14 protein-coding genes and 1 pseudogene are annotated in these 19,624 nt (G+C 44.9%); 4 read left to right on the top strand and 11 right to left on the bottom strand.

Features of this window, described 5'->3' with window-relative positions:
* Window positions 1-70: 70 nt before the first annotated feature.
* The 8 genes from AB4407_RS04295 to AB4407_RS04260 form a co-directional block, all read right to left on the bottom strand.
* Entirely contained in the window at window positions 71-1,450 is a 1,380-nt protein-coding gene (locus tag AB4407_RS04295) for a BatD family protein (RefSeq protein ID WP_372118982.1), read from the bottom strand.
* Window positions 1,447-3,171 carry a VWA domain-containing protein gene (locus AB4407_RS04290; RefSeq protein WP_372118980.1) on the bottom strand — a complete coding sequence of 575 codons (1,725 nt, stop codon included), beginning with the start codon at window positions 3,169-3,171 and terminating at the stop codon, window positions 1,447-1,449. Before AB4407_RS04290 ends, AB4407_RS04295 begins: the two co-directional genes overlap by 4 nt.
* Complete coding sequence (locus AB4407_RS04285; protein ID WP_372118977.1) at window positions 3,164-4,243, bottom strand: VWA domain-containing protein; 1,080 nt, start codon at window positions 4,241-4,243, stop codon at window positions 3,164-3,166. The genes AB4407_RS04290 and AB4407_RS04285 overlap by 8 nt, the downstream gene beginning before the upstream one ends.
* Window positions 4,236-4,796, bottom strand: a complete 561-nt coding sequence (locus AB4407_RS04280; protein WP_372118976.1) for a DUF4381 domain-containing protein — start codon at window positions 4,794-4,796, stop codon at window positions 4,236-4,238. Before AB4407_RS04280 ends, AB4407_RS04285 begins: the two co-directional genes overlap by 8 nt.
* The gene (locus tag AB4407_RS04275; RefSeq protein ID WP_065104776.1) at window positions 4,797-5,759 is read right to left on the bottom strand and encodes a DUF58 domain-containing protein; all 963 of its coding nucleotides are present in this window, start codon (window positions 5,757-5,759) and stop codon (window positions 4,797-4,799) included.
* Window positions 5,760-5,771: 12 nt separating this feature from the next.
* Window positions 5,772-6,755: an AAA family ATPase gene (locus AB4407_RS04270; protein WP_372118974.1), complete on the bottom strand. Its 984-nt coding sequence runs from the start codon at window positions 6,753-6,755 to the stop codon at window positions 5,772-5,774.
* A gap of 165 nt (window positions 6,756-6,920) precedes the next feature.
* Window positions 6,921-9,335: a tetratricopeptide repeat protein gene (locus AB4407_RS04265; protein WP_372118971.1), complete on the bottom strand. Its 2,415-nt coding sequence runs from the start codon at window positions 9,333-9,335 to the stop codon at window positions 6,921-6,923.
* Between the two features lie 207 nt (window positions 9,336-9,542).
* Window positions 9,543-11,090 carry an arylsulfatase gene (locus AB4407_RS04260; protein WP_372118969.1) on the bottom strand — a complete coding sequence of 516 codons (1,548 nt, stop codon included), beginning with the start codon at window positions 11,088-11,090 and terminating at the stop codon, window positions 9,543-9,545.
* Window positions 11,091-11,436: 346 nt separating this feature from the next.
* Here AB4407_RS04260 and AB4407_RS04255 point away from each other — a divergent pair, with 346 nt between their 5' ends.
* Window positions 11,437-12,999, top strand: a complete 1,563-nt coding sequence (locus tag AB4407_RS04255; protein ID WP_372118966.1) for an arylsulfatase — start codon at window positions 11,437-11,439, stop codon at window positions 12,997-12,999.
* 293 nt (window positions 13,000-13,292) lie between these two features.
* The gene (locus tag AB4407_RS04250; RefSeq protein ID WP_372118963.1) at window positions 13,293-13,934 is read left to right on the top strand and encodes a DUF2057 family protein; all 642 of its coding nucleotides are present in this window, start codon (window positions 13,293-13,295) and stop codon (window positions 13,932-13,934) included.
* 104 nt (window positions 13,935-14,038) lie between these two features.
* Here AB4407_RS04250 and AB4407_RS04245 read toward each other — a convergent pair whose 3' ends face one another.
* Window positions 14,039-14,533 carry a GNAT family N-acetyltransferase gene (locus tag AB4407_RS04245; protein WP_372118960.1) on the bottom strand — a complete coding sequence of 165 codons (495 nt, stop codon included), beginning with the start codon at window positions 14,531-14,533 and terminating at the stop codon, window positions 14,039-14,041.
* A gap of 479 nt (window positions 14,534-15,012) precedes the next feature.
* Between AB4407_RS04245 and AB4407_RS04240 the strand changes: the two genes are divergently transcribed.
* Window positions 15,013-15,510, top strand: coding sequence for a fasciclin domain-containing protein (locus AB4407_RS04240; RefSeq protein ID WP_372118958.1), 498 nt, complete (start codon window positions 15,013-15,015; stop codon window positions 15,508-15,510).
* Between the two features lie 136 nt (window positions 15,511-15,646).
* Here the strand turns inward: AB4407_RS04240 and AB4407_RS04235 are convergent, their stop codons facing one another.
* Window positions 15,647-16,114: a GNAT family N-acetyltransferase gene (locus AB4407_RS04235; RefSeq protein WP_372118955.1), complete on the bottom strand. Its 468-nt coding sequence runs from the start codon at window positions 16,112-16,114 to the stop codon at window positions 15,647-15,649.
* Between the two features lie 130 nt (window positions 16,115-16,244).
* On the bottom strand, window positions 16,245-17,060 hold the full coding sequence (locus AB4407_RS04230; protein WP_372118952.1) for a PhzF family phenazine biosynthesis protein: 816 nt from the start codon (window positions 17,058-17,060) through the stop codon (window positions 16,245-16,247).
* A gap of 628 nt (window positions 17,061-17,688) precedes the next feature.
* On the opposite strand from AB4407_RS04230, the pseudogene AB4407_RS04225 reads away from it, so the two are divergent.
* Window positions 17,689-19,518: pseudogene (locus AB4407_RS04225) on the top strand (c-type cytochrome); the annotation flags it as partial.
* Between the last annotated feature and the right edge of the window lie 106 nt (window positions 19,519-19,624).

Genomic DNA, 19,624 nt, shown 5'->3' with positions numbered 1-19,624 from the left:
ATATTAAAGAAGCAGGTCCCCTATAGTAGAGAGCCTGCCGATTTTGTTCGATGCGAATGACTAAAGTTTGCTACTTAGTTCTATCTTTTAAGTCTGGCAAGGCTTTAGGGATTTTCAAGCGGTCGAAAATTGAACGAGAATTGCTTGAGTTTGATGTGTCATTGGGTAAGTTACGTAACCCTCTCCACAAACGAGTAAATACGTTTTTGTCTTCTCGCCCTTGTTGGAGGGATTCACTGTCTTCTATCCAACGTTTCTGTCCATTCAATTTACCAAGTTGCGCTTTATTCAGTTCTAGCTGAGAGGTTTCGTTTCGTAATTGACGATAGATAAAGGTTCTCAATGCGGGCCAATTATTTTGCTTAAGCAAACGACGCAATACCAACCAACTTGGTGTTGGTCGATTTTTGTAATAGCGCTTCGCCGCAACGAATAACATGCCACATAAGACCACTGCCAAACCAACGCTTATAAAGACTGACATGTAAGCTTTGATGAAGGATTGGAATGTGTGTTTTGCTTCAAACACTTCGCCTTTTATTACCACGCTCTCAAGACGCTGATTTTTGCTGTCCCACCACTGGAATGTGAACTCCGGTAAGGTAAATTCACCACCTTGCTGAATCACATAAACCGTCTCTTCAATTCTACTGGAACGGTAGTCACCACGTTCTTGTGTGTCATCTAAACGATTAGGTTGCGGGTAAGCTTGATATTGCTGTGTCGATTCATTGGTCAACACATTGGGAAGTAACACCGACAAACTGTCTTTCGCTTTGATCGTCACGGTTCGAGTAACCGCATCACCCACTTTTAAGTCTTCGCTCGAACGTTGCCATTGCTGCTCAACATCCACGTCTGTCGCTGAAAACCAAGGCGATTCATCGCTTAACAAACCAGACGGTAATGAGGCTTCAAACTTAATCGGCTGCGTATAAAGCGTGCCACCAACGTTTGACCCATCAGGAGCTGACACTTGAATACGAACCGGTACGGTTGGAATCACAAACTCGCCAGAAGTCATCGGATAAAGCGTCACTTCCCAACGTTGACGCGACCATGTAGTGCCATTGACCCGTTCCGTGTAATTAGTCGCGAGTTGGTTACGTTGCTTAGCGATCACGTTAGGGATTTCGATACTGCCGATTCGAGTCCCTCCCGTTAACCAACGTGGTGTCGCCACCTCAATGGTCAGAATCACTTGTTCATTAACGCTTACTTTTGCAGGCGTAATCTTGTCGCCAGACTTCGGTTTTTCACCTACCCAAGCGACCAATTCGACATCACCACTCTTCTGCAGATCATAGATATCAGCCGCAGAACCAAGAGTAGGTAAAACAGTGCTAATTAATAGAAGCATCGATACAAGCAAGGTCTTGGTTAGTTTAAAGGACTCTGAGCGCCCTACCTTTGATTGAACCGCTGCAAGAGCTAAATCATATCGACTCATTGGGTTTGCTCCTGTTTTGACGTCTGTTCTTGTTTTCGCATCTGCTCGATGGAAGGTGCAGGGTCTCTTAATTGAATTTGGAACTTGGACTTTAAGAAGAACTTAGGGTCCGCTTCGACTCGTTTTAACCACTTATCGGCAAGCTCTTGGCTACCCAAAATTTCATTGGCATTAAGCGTTTCCTTGAGCATCAATTCCGCTACCGTTTCTTCTTCAGCGCCATCACCCGTTCGCGGCTGATCGTCTTCGAGTTCTAAAGACTCTTCAGGGCCATCTGTGGTCCCGGACTGACTTTCACTGGTTCGGTTAACCTCTTCGACAATCCCACTAAGCACAGCAAGATTGTTTTCCACATCCGTTCTTAGTTCTGGTGACAGATCCTCTTTCTCGCTTAATAATTTCAAAAGGTCTCGCGCCGCAAGATATTCACGCTGTCTGGCTAACGCACTCGCCGCGTTGTATAAACCAAGGTCAGTTTTGGTTTGCAGGAATGCACTGTGAGCGAGCTTAAAATCACGAGCATAGTAATAAGCCGCGCCCTTTCGCATTGGGTCAGTAAAATGTTTGGCAGCTTGAAGATATTCTTTCTGATTCAACAGGCGTTGACCTTGCTGATCGGGCGTTAACCATAAGTCCCACCACCATTGAGCTGTTTTGTCCCAAGCCGTAACCGACTCCACCACAACGGGTTTCTCAGCAGTTAAGTTGACTGTTTTCGCAAAAGTGCTTGGTGAATAGATGCTGCCCGAAACCACTAGACCAACGACACACCACTGCACCAGCCATCCTTTTCTGAACCACAACAACATGATAATCGCCATTGGGATAAGCAAGCCATAGCCCATGTCTTTCCAAGGCATTGAAGACTCACCGTTCAGTTGCATGTTTCTTTCAACCGCTTTGTTGAGTTGTTGGATATCGGAACTATCAACGGTCACTTCGATCAGTCGCCCGCCAGTCTTGCTAGCTAGGCTACGCAATGAATCGAGATCGACGGGATTATCGCTTTCCACATTGCTATTTCCTGCGGCGAGAATGAGCAACTGATACGGGTTGTCGTTAAAGAAGCTTTCGAACGCCCTGATGGTACTGGGGTTAACGCCATCTGATACCAACAACACTGACGAACCTAGCTCACCAGACAATTGTTGATTGATGAGTGGCAATGCCTCTTCCGCTGACTTACCTGATACCGGCATGATGTCAGGGGTGATAGCCGCCAGAAACGGTTCAAATACCTTGCTGTCTTGGGTCACTGGCATCGCGACATGCGCACTGCCTGCGTAAACAACTAAGCCCGTATTACCGCCTTTCCGAGCTGCTAATAAGTCTCTAATCTTCTGCTTAGAGCGTTCCAAGCGACTTGGTGGTAAGTCTTTAGCGAGCATAGATTCACTGTTATCAAGCACAACCAACATCGACGCTTTGTCTTCACCAAAAGGCGAAGCCTCACGTTGCCATGTTGGGCCTGAACAGATAATAATGGCGATGGTCACAATCACCATTAATAGCTTTAGTGGTAACTGTTTGCGCCAGCCGGTTTCACCAATGGTCAATGCATCACGTAAATGTGCAGGCAGGATGTCTTTCCACGTTGGTTTGGTCTCTTCTCTCCAGCGAACCCATAACAGGAAGAACATCGGAATAAAGGCCAATAACCACAATGGTCGAATAAAGTGAAACTGAGTAAAGAACTGTTGCAACATGAGAGAATCAGGCATTGTTCTCTCCTTTCAAATTTTTCTTTGATGAAACCAAAAGCGATCTTCTACGGATTGTCGCCAAGCTAAAGGCAGTCAAATACATCACAACCACAATCGCCATTAAGTAATGGTGTAACCCCTGTTTAGGACGATAAGTTGTACTCTCATACAATTGAGGCTCTAGCTCACCAATTTGAGCGTAAGCTTTAGTCAGTTCATCGCGGTTAAGTGCTTCAAAAGATTCACCACCAGACTCTTGAGCCACACGATTGATGGTTTCCATATCCAAAGCCACTTCGCCCACGGTTTGCGGATCACCCATGGCGATAACGTGAATACGAACGTCTTTTGCCTTAGCCACTTTGGCCGCATCGATAGGTTCAACAAAGCTGCCAGTGTCATTACCGTCGGTCAGCACAATCACGACCTTCTCTTTTTCGTTGGCATCAATACTTGAATCTTGAACCGCAGCACTTTGCTTTTCGCTTTGTTCAAACACCTTAATGGCTAGGCCAATGGCATCACCTAAATGCGTGCTTTGCCCTGCCATTGCCACGTCGGTTTGGTTGAGTAGTTCAAGCCACACTTCTTGGTCGGCCGTGAATGGCGTTTGTACAAATGCTGCGTCACCAAACAGAATCAAACCTAATCGGTCGCCCTTTCGAGTTTTAGCAAAGTCAGCTAACACCTCTTTAGTTGCGTCTAAACGCGAGATTTTATCGCCTTGTTTAGAGGTAAAATCTTGTTCAGCCATTGAGCCAGACAAATCGACGACCACCATGACATCGCGGCCTAATTGTTCACGAACTTGCGGCTCACCTAAGATGGTTGGTTTAGCTAACGCACAAACCACTAATGCCCAAGTAATAATCAATGTGGTGCGTTGCCACCAGCTCGGTGTTAATTGGCTTGCACCTTCTGATGGTGCCTCACCAATCGCTTCAACCAGCTCACTGAAAAATGGCACTTTGATAGCCATTTGCTTGGTGCGATAAGCAGGTACGGCGAAGTAAACGAGTAAAGGTAACGGTAGAGCGATAAACCACAGTGGGTACGAGAATTCAAAGCTGGCAGAGAAACTATCAAACATTATCTTGCCCCTCTGGTTTCGCTTGTACCTCTGGTTTTGTTTGTACATAGGGTTTATGAAGTTTTAGCCACATCATCGCGGTTTGAATTACTTCTAAACGCTGTTCAAAGGTTAAACGTACCTTTGGGTCAATTAGGCTTTGCATCCACAGCCCCGAGACTTCATCGGTAAAGAAAGCATTGCTCTTTGCACTCGTGCCAGCGTTAACAGGAAGATAAGCATTCAAGCGATTTACATAGGCTTGACCAAACAACTTGGCATTGCCACTGTCGAGATAACGAAGCACCACTTTGAGTACCTTGAAGGTTCGTTCGGTTGAGTTTTTGTCTCGTGCGTCCAATACCATGAGTTCTTTAAGGGCTTCTTTTCGATAACGATTATTCCACCACCTTAACGCCAAGCGATAAGCCAGATAGAACGCGGCCAATAACAAGGCAACGCCGAGGATCTTCCAGCCGATCGTTTGAGGAGCCCAGCTCACACTGTCAGGAATCGCTACATCGTGCAGTTCACGAAGGATATAAGTACTTGGAGGCGTATGTTCAACGGCCATCTAACGCCCTCCCACCAGCTTTTGAAGCTGAGAGATATGAGTTCCAGACGTATCTAATTCGATATAAGGGAGGTTTTTCATCGCCATTAATTTAGCAAGGGACTGTTTCTGGAGTGCCGCCTTTTGAGCAAGGCTTTCACTTGCGAGGTTAACCTTAGATTGGCTATCGAGATTAAGTTGAAAGCGACCATCACCCACCACCCAATTTGCGCTTGCGAGATCTTGAGGTAATGATTGTTCCAATGGGTCTGTGACCATTATGGCCAAGATATCGTTGTGTTGCTGTAACTGCTTTAGTCGGTCTAGATGTTGTTCTTGGCAGTCGCGCCAATCGCTAATAAAGATTAAGGTCGACTGCTTTAATCTCATTCGTTTTATCAGTTCAATCCATTGACTGAACCCGACTCCTTCGCTGTCACTCACACTCACGTCTAAGCTTTGATTTGCTTTAGTAAGGTGCTTTAACTGAGCCAGTAAATCAGACTGTGAACGTTGTGCTTTGGTGTGGAAGAGTTTTTGATGCGAGGCTAAAACAAAGCCGACCCGGTCACCATCTTTCAGGACTCGCCATCCACACAATGCCGCGACTTCAGCCGCAACAACCGATTTCATGGTATTTTGAGAAGCAAAGAACATCGAACTGCGCTGATCGACACAGATCATTACATTTCGGTCTTTCTCTTCGGTATAGCTACGAACATGAGGCTTACCCGTTCGCATCGTGACTTTCCAATCGAGATTACGGATATCATCACCCAATTGGTAATGACGTAATTCCTCAAAATTCAAGCCACGACCACGAAACAGGGAATTATGTCGACCCGACAGCACACTGCCCGCCTTTAGATGAGGCAACAGAGAAAACGACTCAGCTTGAGCCTGAATTCGCACTAACCTTGAATAATCACAGTACAATCGTGGATCAAGGCCTTGCGGTTTGGGAGCTTGTGTTGGCTTCGCCATGACGCCCCCTAGTTATCCAATCTCAACATTATCAAGCAGTTCTTCAACCACTCTTTGATGGTCAACACCATCGGCCAATGCGTCATAAGACAACGAGAATCGGTGACCTAACACGGTAGGTAGCATCGCTCGCACATCGTCTAACGTGACGTGGTCACACCCCTGTAGCCATGCATAAGCGCGAGCACATTTATCCAACGCGATGGAAGCACGTGGGCTTGAACCAATCTCTATCCATTTAGACAAGTTTGATTCTGGGTAACGCTCTGGCTTACGAGTCGCCATCACCAAGGCCACAATGTAGTTTTCGACTAAATCAGAAACCGCAATATCAGGAAGTTGGCGGCGAGCCTCCAGTACCAATTCAGGTTCAATATGCTGTGGTGTGACTAATTCAGAACTCGTCTCGCTGCCTAGCTCTTCGCTGCGCACTAATCTAATGATGTCGCGCTCAGCTTCGTCTTCTGGGTAGTCGACCGTCACTTTCATGATGAAACGGTCCATCTGCGCCTCAGGCAGTGGATACGTACCTTCTTGTTCAACCGGGTTTTGAGTCGCTAATACCATGAACAAGTCAGGAAGGATGTGAGTTTGACCACCTACAGTTATTGTACCTTCCGCCATCGCTTCAAGCAGTGCTGCTTGTACCTTTGCAGGCGCACGGTTCACTTCATCGGCTAGCACAATGCTGTTGAAAATAGGACCCGGTTGGAAATGCAGTTGAGGCTTACCATCTAGCTCTTGATACACTTCAGTACCCGTTACATCTGATGGCAGTAGATCGGGCGTAAACTGAATACGGCCAAAGCTTGTATTCAATAAATTCGCTAGCGACTTGACCGAACGCGTTTTCGCTGTGCCGGGAAGCCCTTCTAGAAGCACATGGCCATTGGTCAATAACCCTATCACCAGAGCACGAACGACGTGACTCTGACCGATAACACTTTTCTCTGTCTCTTCAATCAGTTGGTTTATTGCTTGTTGCGCATGGTTCATAGGTCTTCCCTTTATTCAATCTGGCTGTGAACATCCTACTCATAAGCCCCATAACTAATAGTTATAAACGTGATAATTAGTTATATACACCATAAATTATAAGCGCATAGCCACGTCAATTCTGGTGCTTTATTTCAGCCCAGCTTTCTACTTGCTAATTGCTTTCTACTGAGCAATCTCTTTCAATTGGTTAATCACCTCCGGTGGCGCTACCTTACTCAACGACGAAACACATTGTTCAAACGCTTTTGCTGCGCCCGGTTTCTGGTAATTTCGGGCCAAAATCTCACACTGTGCGTACAAGTGTTGTGGATTGCGGCTGAATTGATAAGCCTTGTGCAATGACTTACTTGCCGCAAATACATCCGACTTCTCTAAAGCCAATCCGTACACATACCAATATTGTGGGTCGGTTTGCGCAGTTTCAGCGGCTTGTTTTAGGTAGTCGGTTGCTTGTTTGTAATCTTTCACTCGCAGCATGGCTAACCCTGCGCTGTATGGCAACACACTCGATTTAGGTTGAGCTTCAATACCTTGTTTCAGTGTCGCTAATGCTTTTGGCTCGTCGCCAAGTGCGCGATACAAGTCAGCCAAGTTGGCATAACTGTTCTCGAAATAAGGCTCTATCTCGATAGCACCTTGGTAAAGCTCAATCGCCTTTTCATGCTGACCCAAATCTCGGTAAACATTACCTAGGTTAGTTCGCCCAAAGCCTCTGTCAGCATTAAATTGCTGTATCTCAATGTACTCTTCCAGCGCTGGCTTGATTTGATCTTTCTGCAGAGGATTCATCTCTCCCCAATAGCGCACTAGCGCGCCTGCAGTTTCTGAACGAATCGACAATACAGGGTCCTTCAATAATGGCTCTAAAATCTGCCAACGATCAGTAAACGGGAAGCCCGACGAGCCTTGCACAACACCCAGGCGGATCATTTCATCATCGTGTTTCACTGATCTCGCCAATGAAATAAGCGTATTCTTACCCGTGTTGCCACCCAAACGTTCTAAGCTTGATGCTCGGATTATATTGCTTAAGCTTGAATCCTGAGCTGAATACGCCAATGCATCTTCTGCGCCCCTGTGCCCTATTGAATCCGCGTAAAAAGCAACAGCAAAGTGTTGTTGATTACGATACTTAGAATCTGGGAACCATTGACCGATTTGTTTATCGGCCCATTGATCAGTTTGATCTTCATGACAACTAGTACACACATTCGGCGTTTGAATATGCTGGCTGATATCAGGGCGTGGAATATGCCAACTGTGGTCACGTCTTGGGTCAACTTCCATGTACGTCGTTTCAGGCATATGGCAGGTGGTACATTGTGAAGCCTCGGTATTCGCTTCATGGAATGTGTGTTTTTCAGGCGTGTATTCAGAAGCAATGTGACATTGGCTACACACGGCTTCTTCGGCAATTTTCAGTTCTGCAGTATGGGGATCATGGCAGTTAGTACAAGTAACGCCTTTCTCTGCCATCACCGATTGCAAGAAAGAGCCGTAAACGTAGTCTTCGTCGTAGATTTGGCCATCGTTGTGATAAAGCTCAGGGGTTATCAAGCTTAGGCGATATTTATCAAAGAACGACCCATTAACATGGTCGCCTGTTTCATTCAGCTGAGTGCGTCGGCTATGGCACTGAGCACAGGTTTGAACTTGATTGGTATGGATGATGTCTTTTGGTTGTAGGGTTGAGTTGCCCTCTTGATAGATCCACTCTTTTACTGACTTCGACAAGTCGCGATCAAACCCATAATGCGCCGAGACTGGAGCATCCTTACCACCGTTAGCTTTTACTGACTTGTTATGTGCTAACTTCGTTTTAGCTAACTTAGCTTGCTCAACGTGCTCACTCGCAGGGCCATGACACGCCTCACAACCAACATTAATCTCGGACCAAGTGGTGTTGTAAGTATTGCTTGCACTGTCGTAGTTCTTTTCTAGGTTTGTTGAATGGCAGTCTGCACACATGAAGTTCCAGTTCTGGCCACTGTTGGTCCAGTAAAACTCATCGGTGTTAGTGGTATCAGGGTAAAGGTGAAACCAGCGTTGGCCGCCTTCGTCCTCGGTGCGAGAGTCCCAAGCGAAAGGAATCAACTGTACGCGTCCGTCTTCAAACTCAACCATGTACTGTTGTAGAGGTTCAAAGGCAAAGGTATAGCTGATTTTATAATCTTTGAATTGACCGTCTGGTTCTTCGATATTGACCCAAAACTCATCACCTTTGCGAAAAAAACGGTTGGGCTTTCCTTTATGAGTCACGGTTTGATCGTCGAAGTTGCCCAACACAGATTCATCGTCGGCGTGCTTCATCGCCATATCATGATGAGAACCTTGCCACGCTTCTACTTCTTCGCTGTGACAGTCAACGCATGCTTCAGAACCGACATACGTAGCCTTGAATAAGTTGGCATCTGAAATTTCTGAACCGATAAGCGAAACTTCAGTCGTCGGAGCTTGTTCATTAGCAGATACATTGACACTGAGTGTCGACAACATAGGTAAAGATAACATTGCGGATAATACTGCAACTCGCTGGTGTTTCAATCCGTTCACTAGTGAGCACAACCATGCAGACATAACTTTCCTTGTTTTTATACATCCTTATGCTTAATAAGGTAGACGTAAAAACAATGAAATTACAATTATTTAGTGGCAGTTAGCTCGATAGTTGTGATTCATATTCACGACGGAGATCTACTCATCGATATGCTCATAAAAAAAGAGCTCCTAGGAGCTCTTTCGTGTTATCAGTTTCATCAAACATCAGTTTCAATAAACCAAAGCTTACTTGTTATGGTTCTCTTGAAGTTTCTCCATAACCTGATCCAAGCTAAAGCTCGCTGCTTTTTGGCGTGGTGGGTATTCAGCAAATGTTTCTAAGAATTTGCCCACATACGCTTGTGCAGGAACGAACATATAAGCATGGTCTAGCAACCAGTCATAATAAGTGTTCGAAGTAATATCTGCGTTTTCGTATGGGTCCATACGCAGGTTAAACAGCTTAGGAAGACGTAACGTCACGAACGGTTCTGACCAAATCTGCATGGTACCCGTTGCGCGCTGCTCCATGAACACCGCTTTCCATTGGTTGTAACGAAGCGCTGCTAAATCACCATCATCGGTAAAGTAAAAGATCTCAGCACGACGACCTTTTTCTTCTTCACCGGTTAGGTAAGGAAGGAAATTATAACCGTCTAAGTGGACTTTAAACGTTTTTTCCCCGGCAGTATGACCTTTCAAAAGTTTCTCTTTAATCTGATCATCACCAGCGGCTGCAACGAAGGTCGGCATCCAGTCCATGTGGTGCATAATTTCGTTAGAGACACTACCCGGTTCAATCTTACCAGGCCAACGAACCATTGCTGGTACACGGTATGCGCCTTCCCAGTTGGTGTTTTTCTCACCACGGAATGGCGTTGTACCTGCATCAGGCCAAGAGTTCATGTGTGGACCATTATCCGTTGAGTAGAAAACAATGGTGTTGTCTTTGATACCCAGCTCATCCACTTGTTTCAACAACTGGCCAACGTGTCGATCGTGCTCAACCATACCATCAGCGTAGTTACCCACACCTGTCACACCTTTACTGTCGGCTTTCACGTGTGTTCTAAAGTGCATACGTGTTGCATTCCACCAAACGAAGAAGGGCTTGTCGGCTTTCACTGCGCGATCCATGAAATCAAGTGCCGCGTCCAGTGTTTCTTCATCGACCGTTTCCATACGCTTACGCGTTAGTGGGCCGGTATCTTCAATCTTGCCATCAGCAAATGATTTGATTACACCACGCGGGCCAAATTTCTTACGAAACTCTGGGTCGGTTGGGTAATCTTCATTTTCTGGTTCTTCTTCAGCATTCAGGTGGTAAAGGTTGCCAAAAAATTCGTCAAACCCGTGCGCTGTTGGAAGGAATTCATCTTTATCGCCAAGGTGGTTTTTACCAAATTGACCTGTCATGTAACCCATAGGTTTAAGCAGTTCAGCAATGGTTGCATCTTCTGCTTGAAGGCCAATATCTGCACCCGGCAAGCCTACTTTACTCAAACCGGTTCTCAGTACACTTTGACCTGTAATGAACGTAGAGCGACCTGCGGTACAAGATTGCTCTGCGTAGTAATCGGTAAACATCATGCCTTCTTTGGCGATGCTATCAATGTTCGGAGTTTGATACCCCATTAAGCCAAAGGTGTAAGCACTGACATTAGATTGACCAATGTCGTCACCCCAAATGACGAGAATATTCGGTTTTTCTGCTGCGAATGTGGCGGTGGAAGCCGCCATCATCGCTGTACCCAAAATCGCTAATCGACGTTTGACGCCATATTTCGCTGTCATAGAAACCTCTTCGTAAGTTATTTGCATCCTGCACTACAACGTATAGTTCATTTTCCAAACTATCGCGACATTCGCTAACCTATTAATATTTTTGTCATTTTCATCGAGATATGGATACAGAAGTCATCGATAAGGTTTACGGCAACAAACATGATAAGGATCACACATACAAACTAAGGGGCTGTTCTGGCAACACTCTGAAAATGATATGAATCAATAAGTTAACTAGACATCATAACGATTGGTTATAAGCACTATAAAAGGACGGAACGGAATTTTGAGAATAACATTTGCTCATCGATGTGTTGTTCTAACGCATTAATCTTAAAAGTGAATCGGAGTCCTTATGGGTACTAAAATCAATAAACTAGCATTAGGTGTTGGCTTATTAGCAGCTTCTTCAGCAGCAACAGCAGCAGAAAAACCAAACATTCTTGCTATCTGGGGTGATGACATTGGTGTATTCAACATCAGTGCATACAACAATGGCATGATGGGTTATGAAACACCTAACATCGACCGTATTGCTAACGAAGGCGCACTATTTACTGACCACTACGGTCAACAATCGTGTACTGCTGGCCGTGCTGCATTCCTAACGGGTCAAGAACCTTTCCGTACAGGTCTATTAACTATCGGTATGCCAGGCTCTGATCACGGTATCCCAGATTGGGCTCCAACTATCGCTGACCTTCTTAAAGAACAGGGCTACATGACTGCTCAGTTCGGTAAGAACCACATGGGTGACCAAGATAAGCACCTCCCAACAGCACACGGTTTTGACGAATTTTTCGGTAACCTTTACCACCTAAATGCTGAAGAAGAGCCTGAAACATACTACTACCCTAAAGACCCTGAGTTCCGCGCTAAATACGCGCCTCGTGGTGTAATCAAATCGACTGCTGATGGAAAGATTGAAGATACGGGCCCTATGACGCGTAAGCGTATGGAGCACGCTGATGAAGAGTTCCTAGAAGAATCTCTAGCGTTCATGGAAAAAGCGGTGAAAGCAGACAAGCCTTTCTTCATTTGGCACAACACCACCCGTATGCACGTTTGGACTCGTCTACAAGAGAAATACCAAGGTGTTTCTGGTATCAGCATCTACGCAGACGGCATGATGGAACACGATGACCAAGTGGGTGTTCTACTAGATAAGCTTGATGAACTGAAAATCGCTGACAACACTATCGTTATCTACTCTACCGATAATGGCGCTGAGACAGCAACATGGCCTGATGGCGGTGCAACTTACTTCCATGGTGAAAAAGGCACAACATGGGAAGGTGGTTTCCGCGTGCCTCAGCTTGTTCGTTGGCCTGGCACTATCGACCCAGGTACTAAAGTCAATGACATGATGAGCCATAAAGACTGGATTCCAACACTTCTTGCTGCCGCAGGTGATGATAAAGTGGTTGATAAACTGGCTTCTGAAAAAGGCGCAACTTACAACGGTAAAAACTGGCGTGTACACCTAGATGGTTACAACTTCCTACCTTTCTTCGAAGGTAAAGAAGAGAAAGGCCCGCGTGACTCTCTGATGTACTTCTCTGCAAACGCTGAGCTAGATGCTGTTCGTACTGGCGACTTTAAAGTTCAGTTTGCACATATGGAAGGTAATATTTCTGATGGTGTTCGCTTCCAAACGAACTGGCCTTCAATTGTTCACCTACGTGCAGACCCATTCGAAAAAGCACCACACGAATCTGGCATGTACCTACGTTGGATGGCAGACAACATGTGGCTATTCGTACCAGTGGGCAATGAAGTTCAATCTTTCTTGTCAACGATTTCCGACTACCCAATGCAGCAAAGCCAAGTATTGAACCCTGGTAACTTCAACCAGAATGTTCTAATGCTGCAAGGTAGACTTCAGCGATTAGAAGCGGCAGCAGCGCAAGCTAAATAATCATTACTTTATGCAAAACAGTCACTGACTAGATTGAAGCAAAGCCGTGATAGCCATGTCGCTATCACGGCTTTTTCGTATATCAACAATGAAAACTATCCCACCTAAGCCTTTAACAAACGAGTGACTAACAAGGTTACCGGCTTACATTTGCCCAAATACCCTTGTAACTCGCCTCATTTATGACCGTTACGTTAAGATTACGCAAATTTTTTCGAATCCTACGGACATCACTTGAAATACAAAGATATGCGTGCGATTGTATTTTAACTCACCCTAACAACTGTATGATTATGAAGACAATCCAAAGCATTGCCCTACTATCAGCTATCGTTGCTGCACCTTCAGTATTAGCTGACGTTGAAATCCAAGTTCCATCCAGTGTTGATATTCTAGCGGTTAACGAAGCTAAGCCTGACTTAGACGGCGGCTTATTCTCTTCTCATAAAACACTGACGTTACCAGATGGCCAAAACCAAATTGTATTCCAATATCAACTTGCATTTGATAAAGGTAACGACCGCGAATTCGTAGACAGCGACGCTGTTATCGCAACATTCGATGCGACTGATACCACACTGACTTTCGATCTGCCAAAATACCGCAACACAGCAGAAGCAAAATCTGGGTTTAAAAACTTAGAGTTGAACCTTGTTGACGAGAACCAGAATAAAATCAGCGTTAAGCAAGACAAGCTAGTAAAAGACGGTATGCAAATTGGACGTAACTACCCTCAAGAAGCAAAAGAGTACAACCAGAAAGGCGGCATTGCTGCGCTAGCTATAGGTACAACAGCAGCGGTTGTTCAACCAGCAACGCTACCAGCAAAGATCGACGCAAACGCGGCGAATACTGCAGAAGAAATGCTTTATTTCTGGTACGAAAAAGCCGATGCTGAAACGAAGCAGAAATTCAAAGATTACGTGAACAAGTAGATTCGATTACGAACAAGTCTATAAAGTATCTCGTTCAAACCAAAGGAGCTGGCACACTGCCAGCTCCTTTGGTTGATATATATAGGAAGTTATAGGTGTAACAATCAACGATAATCAGGTCTAATCCTCGACATCAACAACATATCAATGTATTCCCCGCCTTTGAATGTACTCAGCCTTTTAGTGCCTTCTAATTGAAAACCGACACCTTCATACAAAGCAATGGCAGCGTTGTTATCGGCATGAACCTCTAGCTCCAGACGGACAAGATTAAGCCAATTATCAGCCTGATTAATCGCTTCTTTCATTAATGCCTTTCCAACCCCTTTGCCGTGTGCATCAGGGTGAATCGCAATCCCTAATCCAGCACTATGTCGGTCTCTCACTTTAGTCGTCATGAATAAGGTAATATGCCCAACGACTTTACCTGACACTTCTGCGACTAAAGTGAAATGGTCTGAATGACCAAACAATCGCTCCACTTGATCAGAGCTAAGGAAAGGTTTTTGTGAGGTATTTTCTGTTACTGATGAATGACGATAAATATCAAAAATGTCTTGGTTGTCTGTGGTTTCAAGATGTCTAATTTGTATTTCCAAAGTGATTCCTTACTGTCTATTTCTATCCTTAATCTAATTTTCATATTACGGATAGCAACGAGTAGCTACAACCGTAAGTGACAGAAATAACTGAATAATCGTCATAGCCGATAAAACAGTCGCCACAGCCCATAAACAACAAACTCAAATACTAAAAATACACCATTGAAGACCCTCACTCGCCTGTTCATAGAGTAAAGTTCGCTCTCGAAGAAAATAGCTAAAAGGTATAATAATACCAATCGTAGTAAATAACTGTTCACCCTAGCTTGTTAAAAATCTCGATAACGTCGTTAGGTTTTTTGATTGTAGAATAACTACTTATCGAAACTATTTATTGAAAAGAGCAGCCTTGTTCTCAAGTTTTTTCTGCGCTACTTTTGATCACTTACTTACTGTGATTGGTATAAATTGATCCATCTCTTTGAGCCTTTCGTATTACCTGACGAAAATAACGGACAAACTCAAAGGGTTCCAACATGATTAATAAAATTAGCAAGTCTCTATCTCTTCTTGTCGCTGCACTTTTTTTTAGTGCATTCGCTAATGCCAATCATCATGAGATGAAAAAAGATATCGTCGATGTCGCAGTAGGAAATGGCTCTTTCAATACACTTGTAGCTGCTGTTAAAGCGGGTGGACTTGTAGATACTTTGAAAGGAGAAGGACCTTTTACCGTGTTCGCTCCAACCGATGAAGCATTTGCCAAATTGCCAGATGGTACTGTCGATATGCTTTTGAAACCGGAAAACAAAGACAAATTAGTAGCAGTGCTAACCTATCATGTAGTCGCAGGGAAAGTAATGGCGGCAGACGTTATGAAAATAGACAATGCGACAACAGTTCAAGGTCAAAACGTGATGATAAGCGTGAGCGATGGCACTGTTATGATTAACAATGCGAAGGTGATTGCGGCTGATGTGGAAGCAAGCAATGGCGTAATCCACGTAATTGATACTGTCTTGCTCCCGAAATAATCAAACAGAAAGAAAGTGTAGGCAAACCAACTCTTTGAGGGTGTGAAAGTTCACACCCTTTTTTACCAACTGGAGATTAAGCGTTTGACTGTTTGAGCATTTCCAAGCTTCTCAACACTAGACATAACGTTACTGGCTACTCAGTGGTTTTCTCCATCACGTAATTAGTCAGCTTAACGCCACGTATTTCGACTTCCTGCTCATTCACTAATCTAAAGCCAAAGTGCTCATAGAAAGGCCTAGCGGTAATACTCACCTCAGAAAAATATCTCGATACACCACGAAATCGACCAACCTCGAATACATGCTCCATCAAAGCTCTTCCTACGCCTTTACCTTGATATTCGTGATGACAGAAAAAATGGTCAATCAACCCACTCGGTTGAAGGTCAGTATACCCAACAACGCGCCCGTCTAACTCGGCCACAAAGGGCTCTATACGACGAAGACATTTCTCCCACAGTTCCGAGTCAAAATCACTTGGTGCCCAAGCCTCGATTTGTTCTTGAGAGTAATCGCGAACGTTAATGTTACGAACGGTATGAAAATAAATCTCCCATAGCACTTTACTATCACTAGGTTGGTAATTTCTAATTCTAACCACGACATACTCCTCTCATGTCTTTAGTGTTTTGGGTTTAGCCATCAAGGCTTAAACTCTAAGCGATGGCATTCTGTTTGAAGTAAAAACGGTAATTCGCTTGATGAGATCAAAGAGATACAACCAATAACGCTTAGACCTTTAACACACCACTGATCACAGTTGTAGCAGAGCCAATCAGCTTTATGCGCCCATTATCCATTAATTCGGTCGACATGTACCCGCCACGACGTGATGCCTGATAGGCATTGAAACTGCATTTATTTAACTTCTCTACCCAATGCTGCGTGAGTGCGCAATGCGCCGAGCCAGTAACCGGATCCTCATTGACGCCCACCCAAGGTGCAAAGTAACGAGAAACAAAGTCAAGTTCAGAATTCGACGACAATGCCGTCACGACAACACCTCGCCCCTTCATACCTTTCAAGGCATCAAAGTTGGGTGCAAGAGCCAACAACACGTTTTCTTCAGTTACTTCAATCAACTGCTTAGAATCAAACTCTCTAAACGAAACCACTTGATCCAGTGATAGCCCAAGATGCTCTAACAATGCGAGGTTGAGTTCAGAATTTGAAGATAGCTGATTCGAAGATAACTGGGGGCTAGGGAAATCAAGCTCAATTAACGATTCACCAACGGTGGCAGATAACTCTCCAGATAAGGTGTTAAACGCTACCATGTCACCTGTTTTTACCAAGCCTTGTTCTTTCATTACATGGACAGTCGCTAAGGTGCCGTGCCCACACAGCTTCACCTCGACTTCGGGAGTGAACCATTTAAGCGTCATGCTATTAAGCGAAAGAAAAGCCGTTTCGGATACCGCCATCTCTTCAGCGATTGAAAACATTAACGACTCATCCAAAGGCTCTTGGGAGATACAAACACCGGCAGGGTTACCTTTAAACGCTTGATTTGTAAACGAATCTACTTGGTATATCTCTAAATCCACAATGATTCCTTGTGCTGACAAGACTTATATAGTGTTCACCACAATAAGCACAATCACTCTGTGCTACAAGTAATTAACGATAACTTTGTAGATACTTATTCAAGAAGTAACAAAATGATATACAAAGAATAATCTAGCTCCTTTCACAGAAAAAAGAGTCCTTCAAGCGTTGAATCAAAGTAACGTCAATCAGTTTGGGCAGCGTAACATCTATATCGTTGATCCTAAGTTCCAGTTAATGCTATCTACGGGCTTTGTTGCGTAATTCAGTTTAGAGACAGAGTCGCCCCATTTCGTGCGTTTCTTAGTCAATATGACAAGTTTCAGGTATACCTAGCCCAGTGAGCTTGTTCAACGCTTTTATCATCGCGTAAGTTTCACCCACTTGTGCATTGTACTCCCCGCATTTGAAGACAATGAGTAATCCAATCCTGCCACTGAATGCGTAGTGACCTACGAAATTGACAATAAATATGAGTCCGTAAGTAGCGAGAACGCTTAAGCATGCATAACCTTTAATCGAACGTAAGCAGCTTTATGAGCCCACTAATCTGGTATTTGTCACTTCTATCCCACTTGCCAACATAGTGTGTCGTTCTTAGACAGCTTACTCACTTCATAATCAAGGGAAACAACCCTCGAAGGCTTGGCTGATGTTCCTGAAATAGTGAACAGCGGGCAGATTCTGTTCCAAACTCACTGCGCGGCTTGTCATCGTGACAACGCTCAAGGTCAGAAACACTTCCCTAACCTTATTGACCAAGAATGGCTATATGGTGGTAGTGATGAAGCGATCATTCATTCGATCGCCAAAGGGCGAAATGGTGCGATGCCGGGTTGGAGTGAGATAATGCGACCCGATGAAGTGGCTAAGGTTTCTTACTACTTAGCTTCCCTCAATCAACGCCATACCGATGTTCCAGAAGTGAAAGTCAAAGTCGGCAAAGAGCTGTTTGCAAAATACTGTTCATCTTGTCACGCCGATGGTTCTATCGCGAATCCGGCGATCGGCGTCCCTGATCTTTCCGACGATATTTGGCTGCATGGCGGCAGTATTGAAGAGATTCAGCACACTATCAACAAAGGCTTGAACAACCTGATGCCTGCGTTTGATAAACAGCTTACGGAAAACGAGATACTCGCACTGGGTGCTTACATTCGACATGCGGGCTCAGAGCAGCAGCAAAGACTCGCGAACCTAGTGGCTCAGTCTGTTGAACGGGGTGAATACCTCGCTTATGCCGGTGACTGTGTCGCGTGTCATAGTGCCGAAGGTGGCGAACCTTTTGCTGGCGGGCTTCCTTTTGTGACCCCTTTCGGCACCGTGTATTCAACCAATATTACCCCCCATACAACGGAAGGTATTGGTACTTACGATTTTGATGATTTCCGAGCCGCGTTAGTTGCAGGTAAAGGTAAGAATGGTTACCTGTACCCTGCAATGCCTTACACCTCTTATCAATACCTCACCGACCAAGACATGCTCGATTTGTGGGAATACATGCAGTCAATCACCGCGGTGCCTCGCCGCAATGACGACAACAGCATGATGTTCCCATCGAATATACGTCTAGGTCTGCTTGGTTGGAATATTGTGTTCATGGATACCGATCCGATTGACTATCAAGTGCCTGAAGAACTTAAATCGGAAGTCGAAAACGTTGAGAAATGGCAACAAGGGAAATATTGGATTGCTGGTCTTGGACACTGTTCTGAGTGCCACACCCCGCGAAACATTGCTCAAGCTCTGATACCCGAACGTATTTTCCAAGGTAACTTGATTGACGGTTGGAATGCGCCCGATATCACGGCCAACGAGCTGTATGTCGATGGTTGGGATGAAGCGACACTCACCGACTTCTTACACACGGGTCACTCAGACAAAGGGACTGCTTTTGCGGGCATGGCCGACGTAGTGAAAAACAGTCTCAGCTTGATGACGCGTGAAGATATCGAGTCGATGTCCTATTACCTACTCAGTGGTGACATCAACAACACCATCAGCAGTGACGCCGTTCCGTTGCAACCTAAAGGGTTTGATGAAGACTCTTACGCGACTGACATTTACACCACGTATCGCCAGACATGTGGAGCCTGTCATGGTGACGATGGTAAGGGACGTGACCCTATTGCCCCTACTCTGTTGAATAACGGCATCATCATGCACAGCGATCCATTCAACACCATCGCAGTAACCGTGCGTGGCCTACAACCTACCTATCTCGACAAAGACAGAAACTTCATGCCAATGGCAAGCTTTGAAGATGTGTTGTCGGATCAAAGGTTGGCTGAGTTGATCACCTTCGTGCGATTGCACCTTGGAGATAGAGAGGAACCAGTAACGGCAGAGCACGTTCGAGAGGTAAGAGAAACTCTTGAAGCTGCAGGTTACGCTGGAGGGTTACACACCACACCTGAAATGTACGAAAGTCGAGACAAGAACATTAACATTCGCTAGGTTCTGTACGTATTCAATTTACTCGGTAAGCAGCAACAATACGTTACTTCTATCACGGCTTAATCAATTAAAAGGAGACCAGCGTGTCTAATGCCGATCAGTTAGA

It is taken from the genome of Vibrio sp. 10N.261.46.E11, from assembly GCF_041472735.1.
GTDB lineage: Bacteria > Pseudomonadota > Gammaproteobacteria > Enterobacterales > Vibrionaceae > Vibrio.
This window is presented reverse-complemented; position numbering and strand designations above follow the sequence as displayed.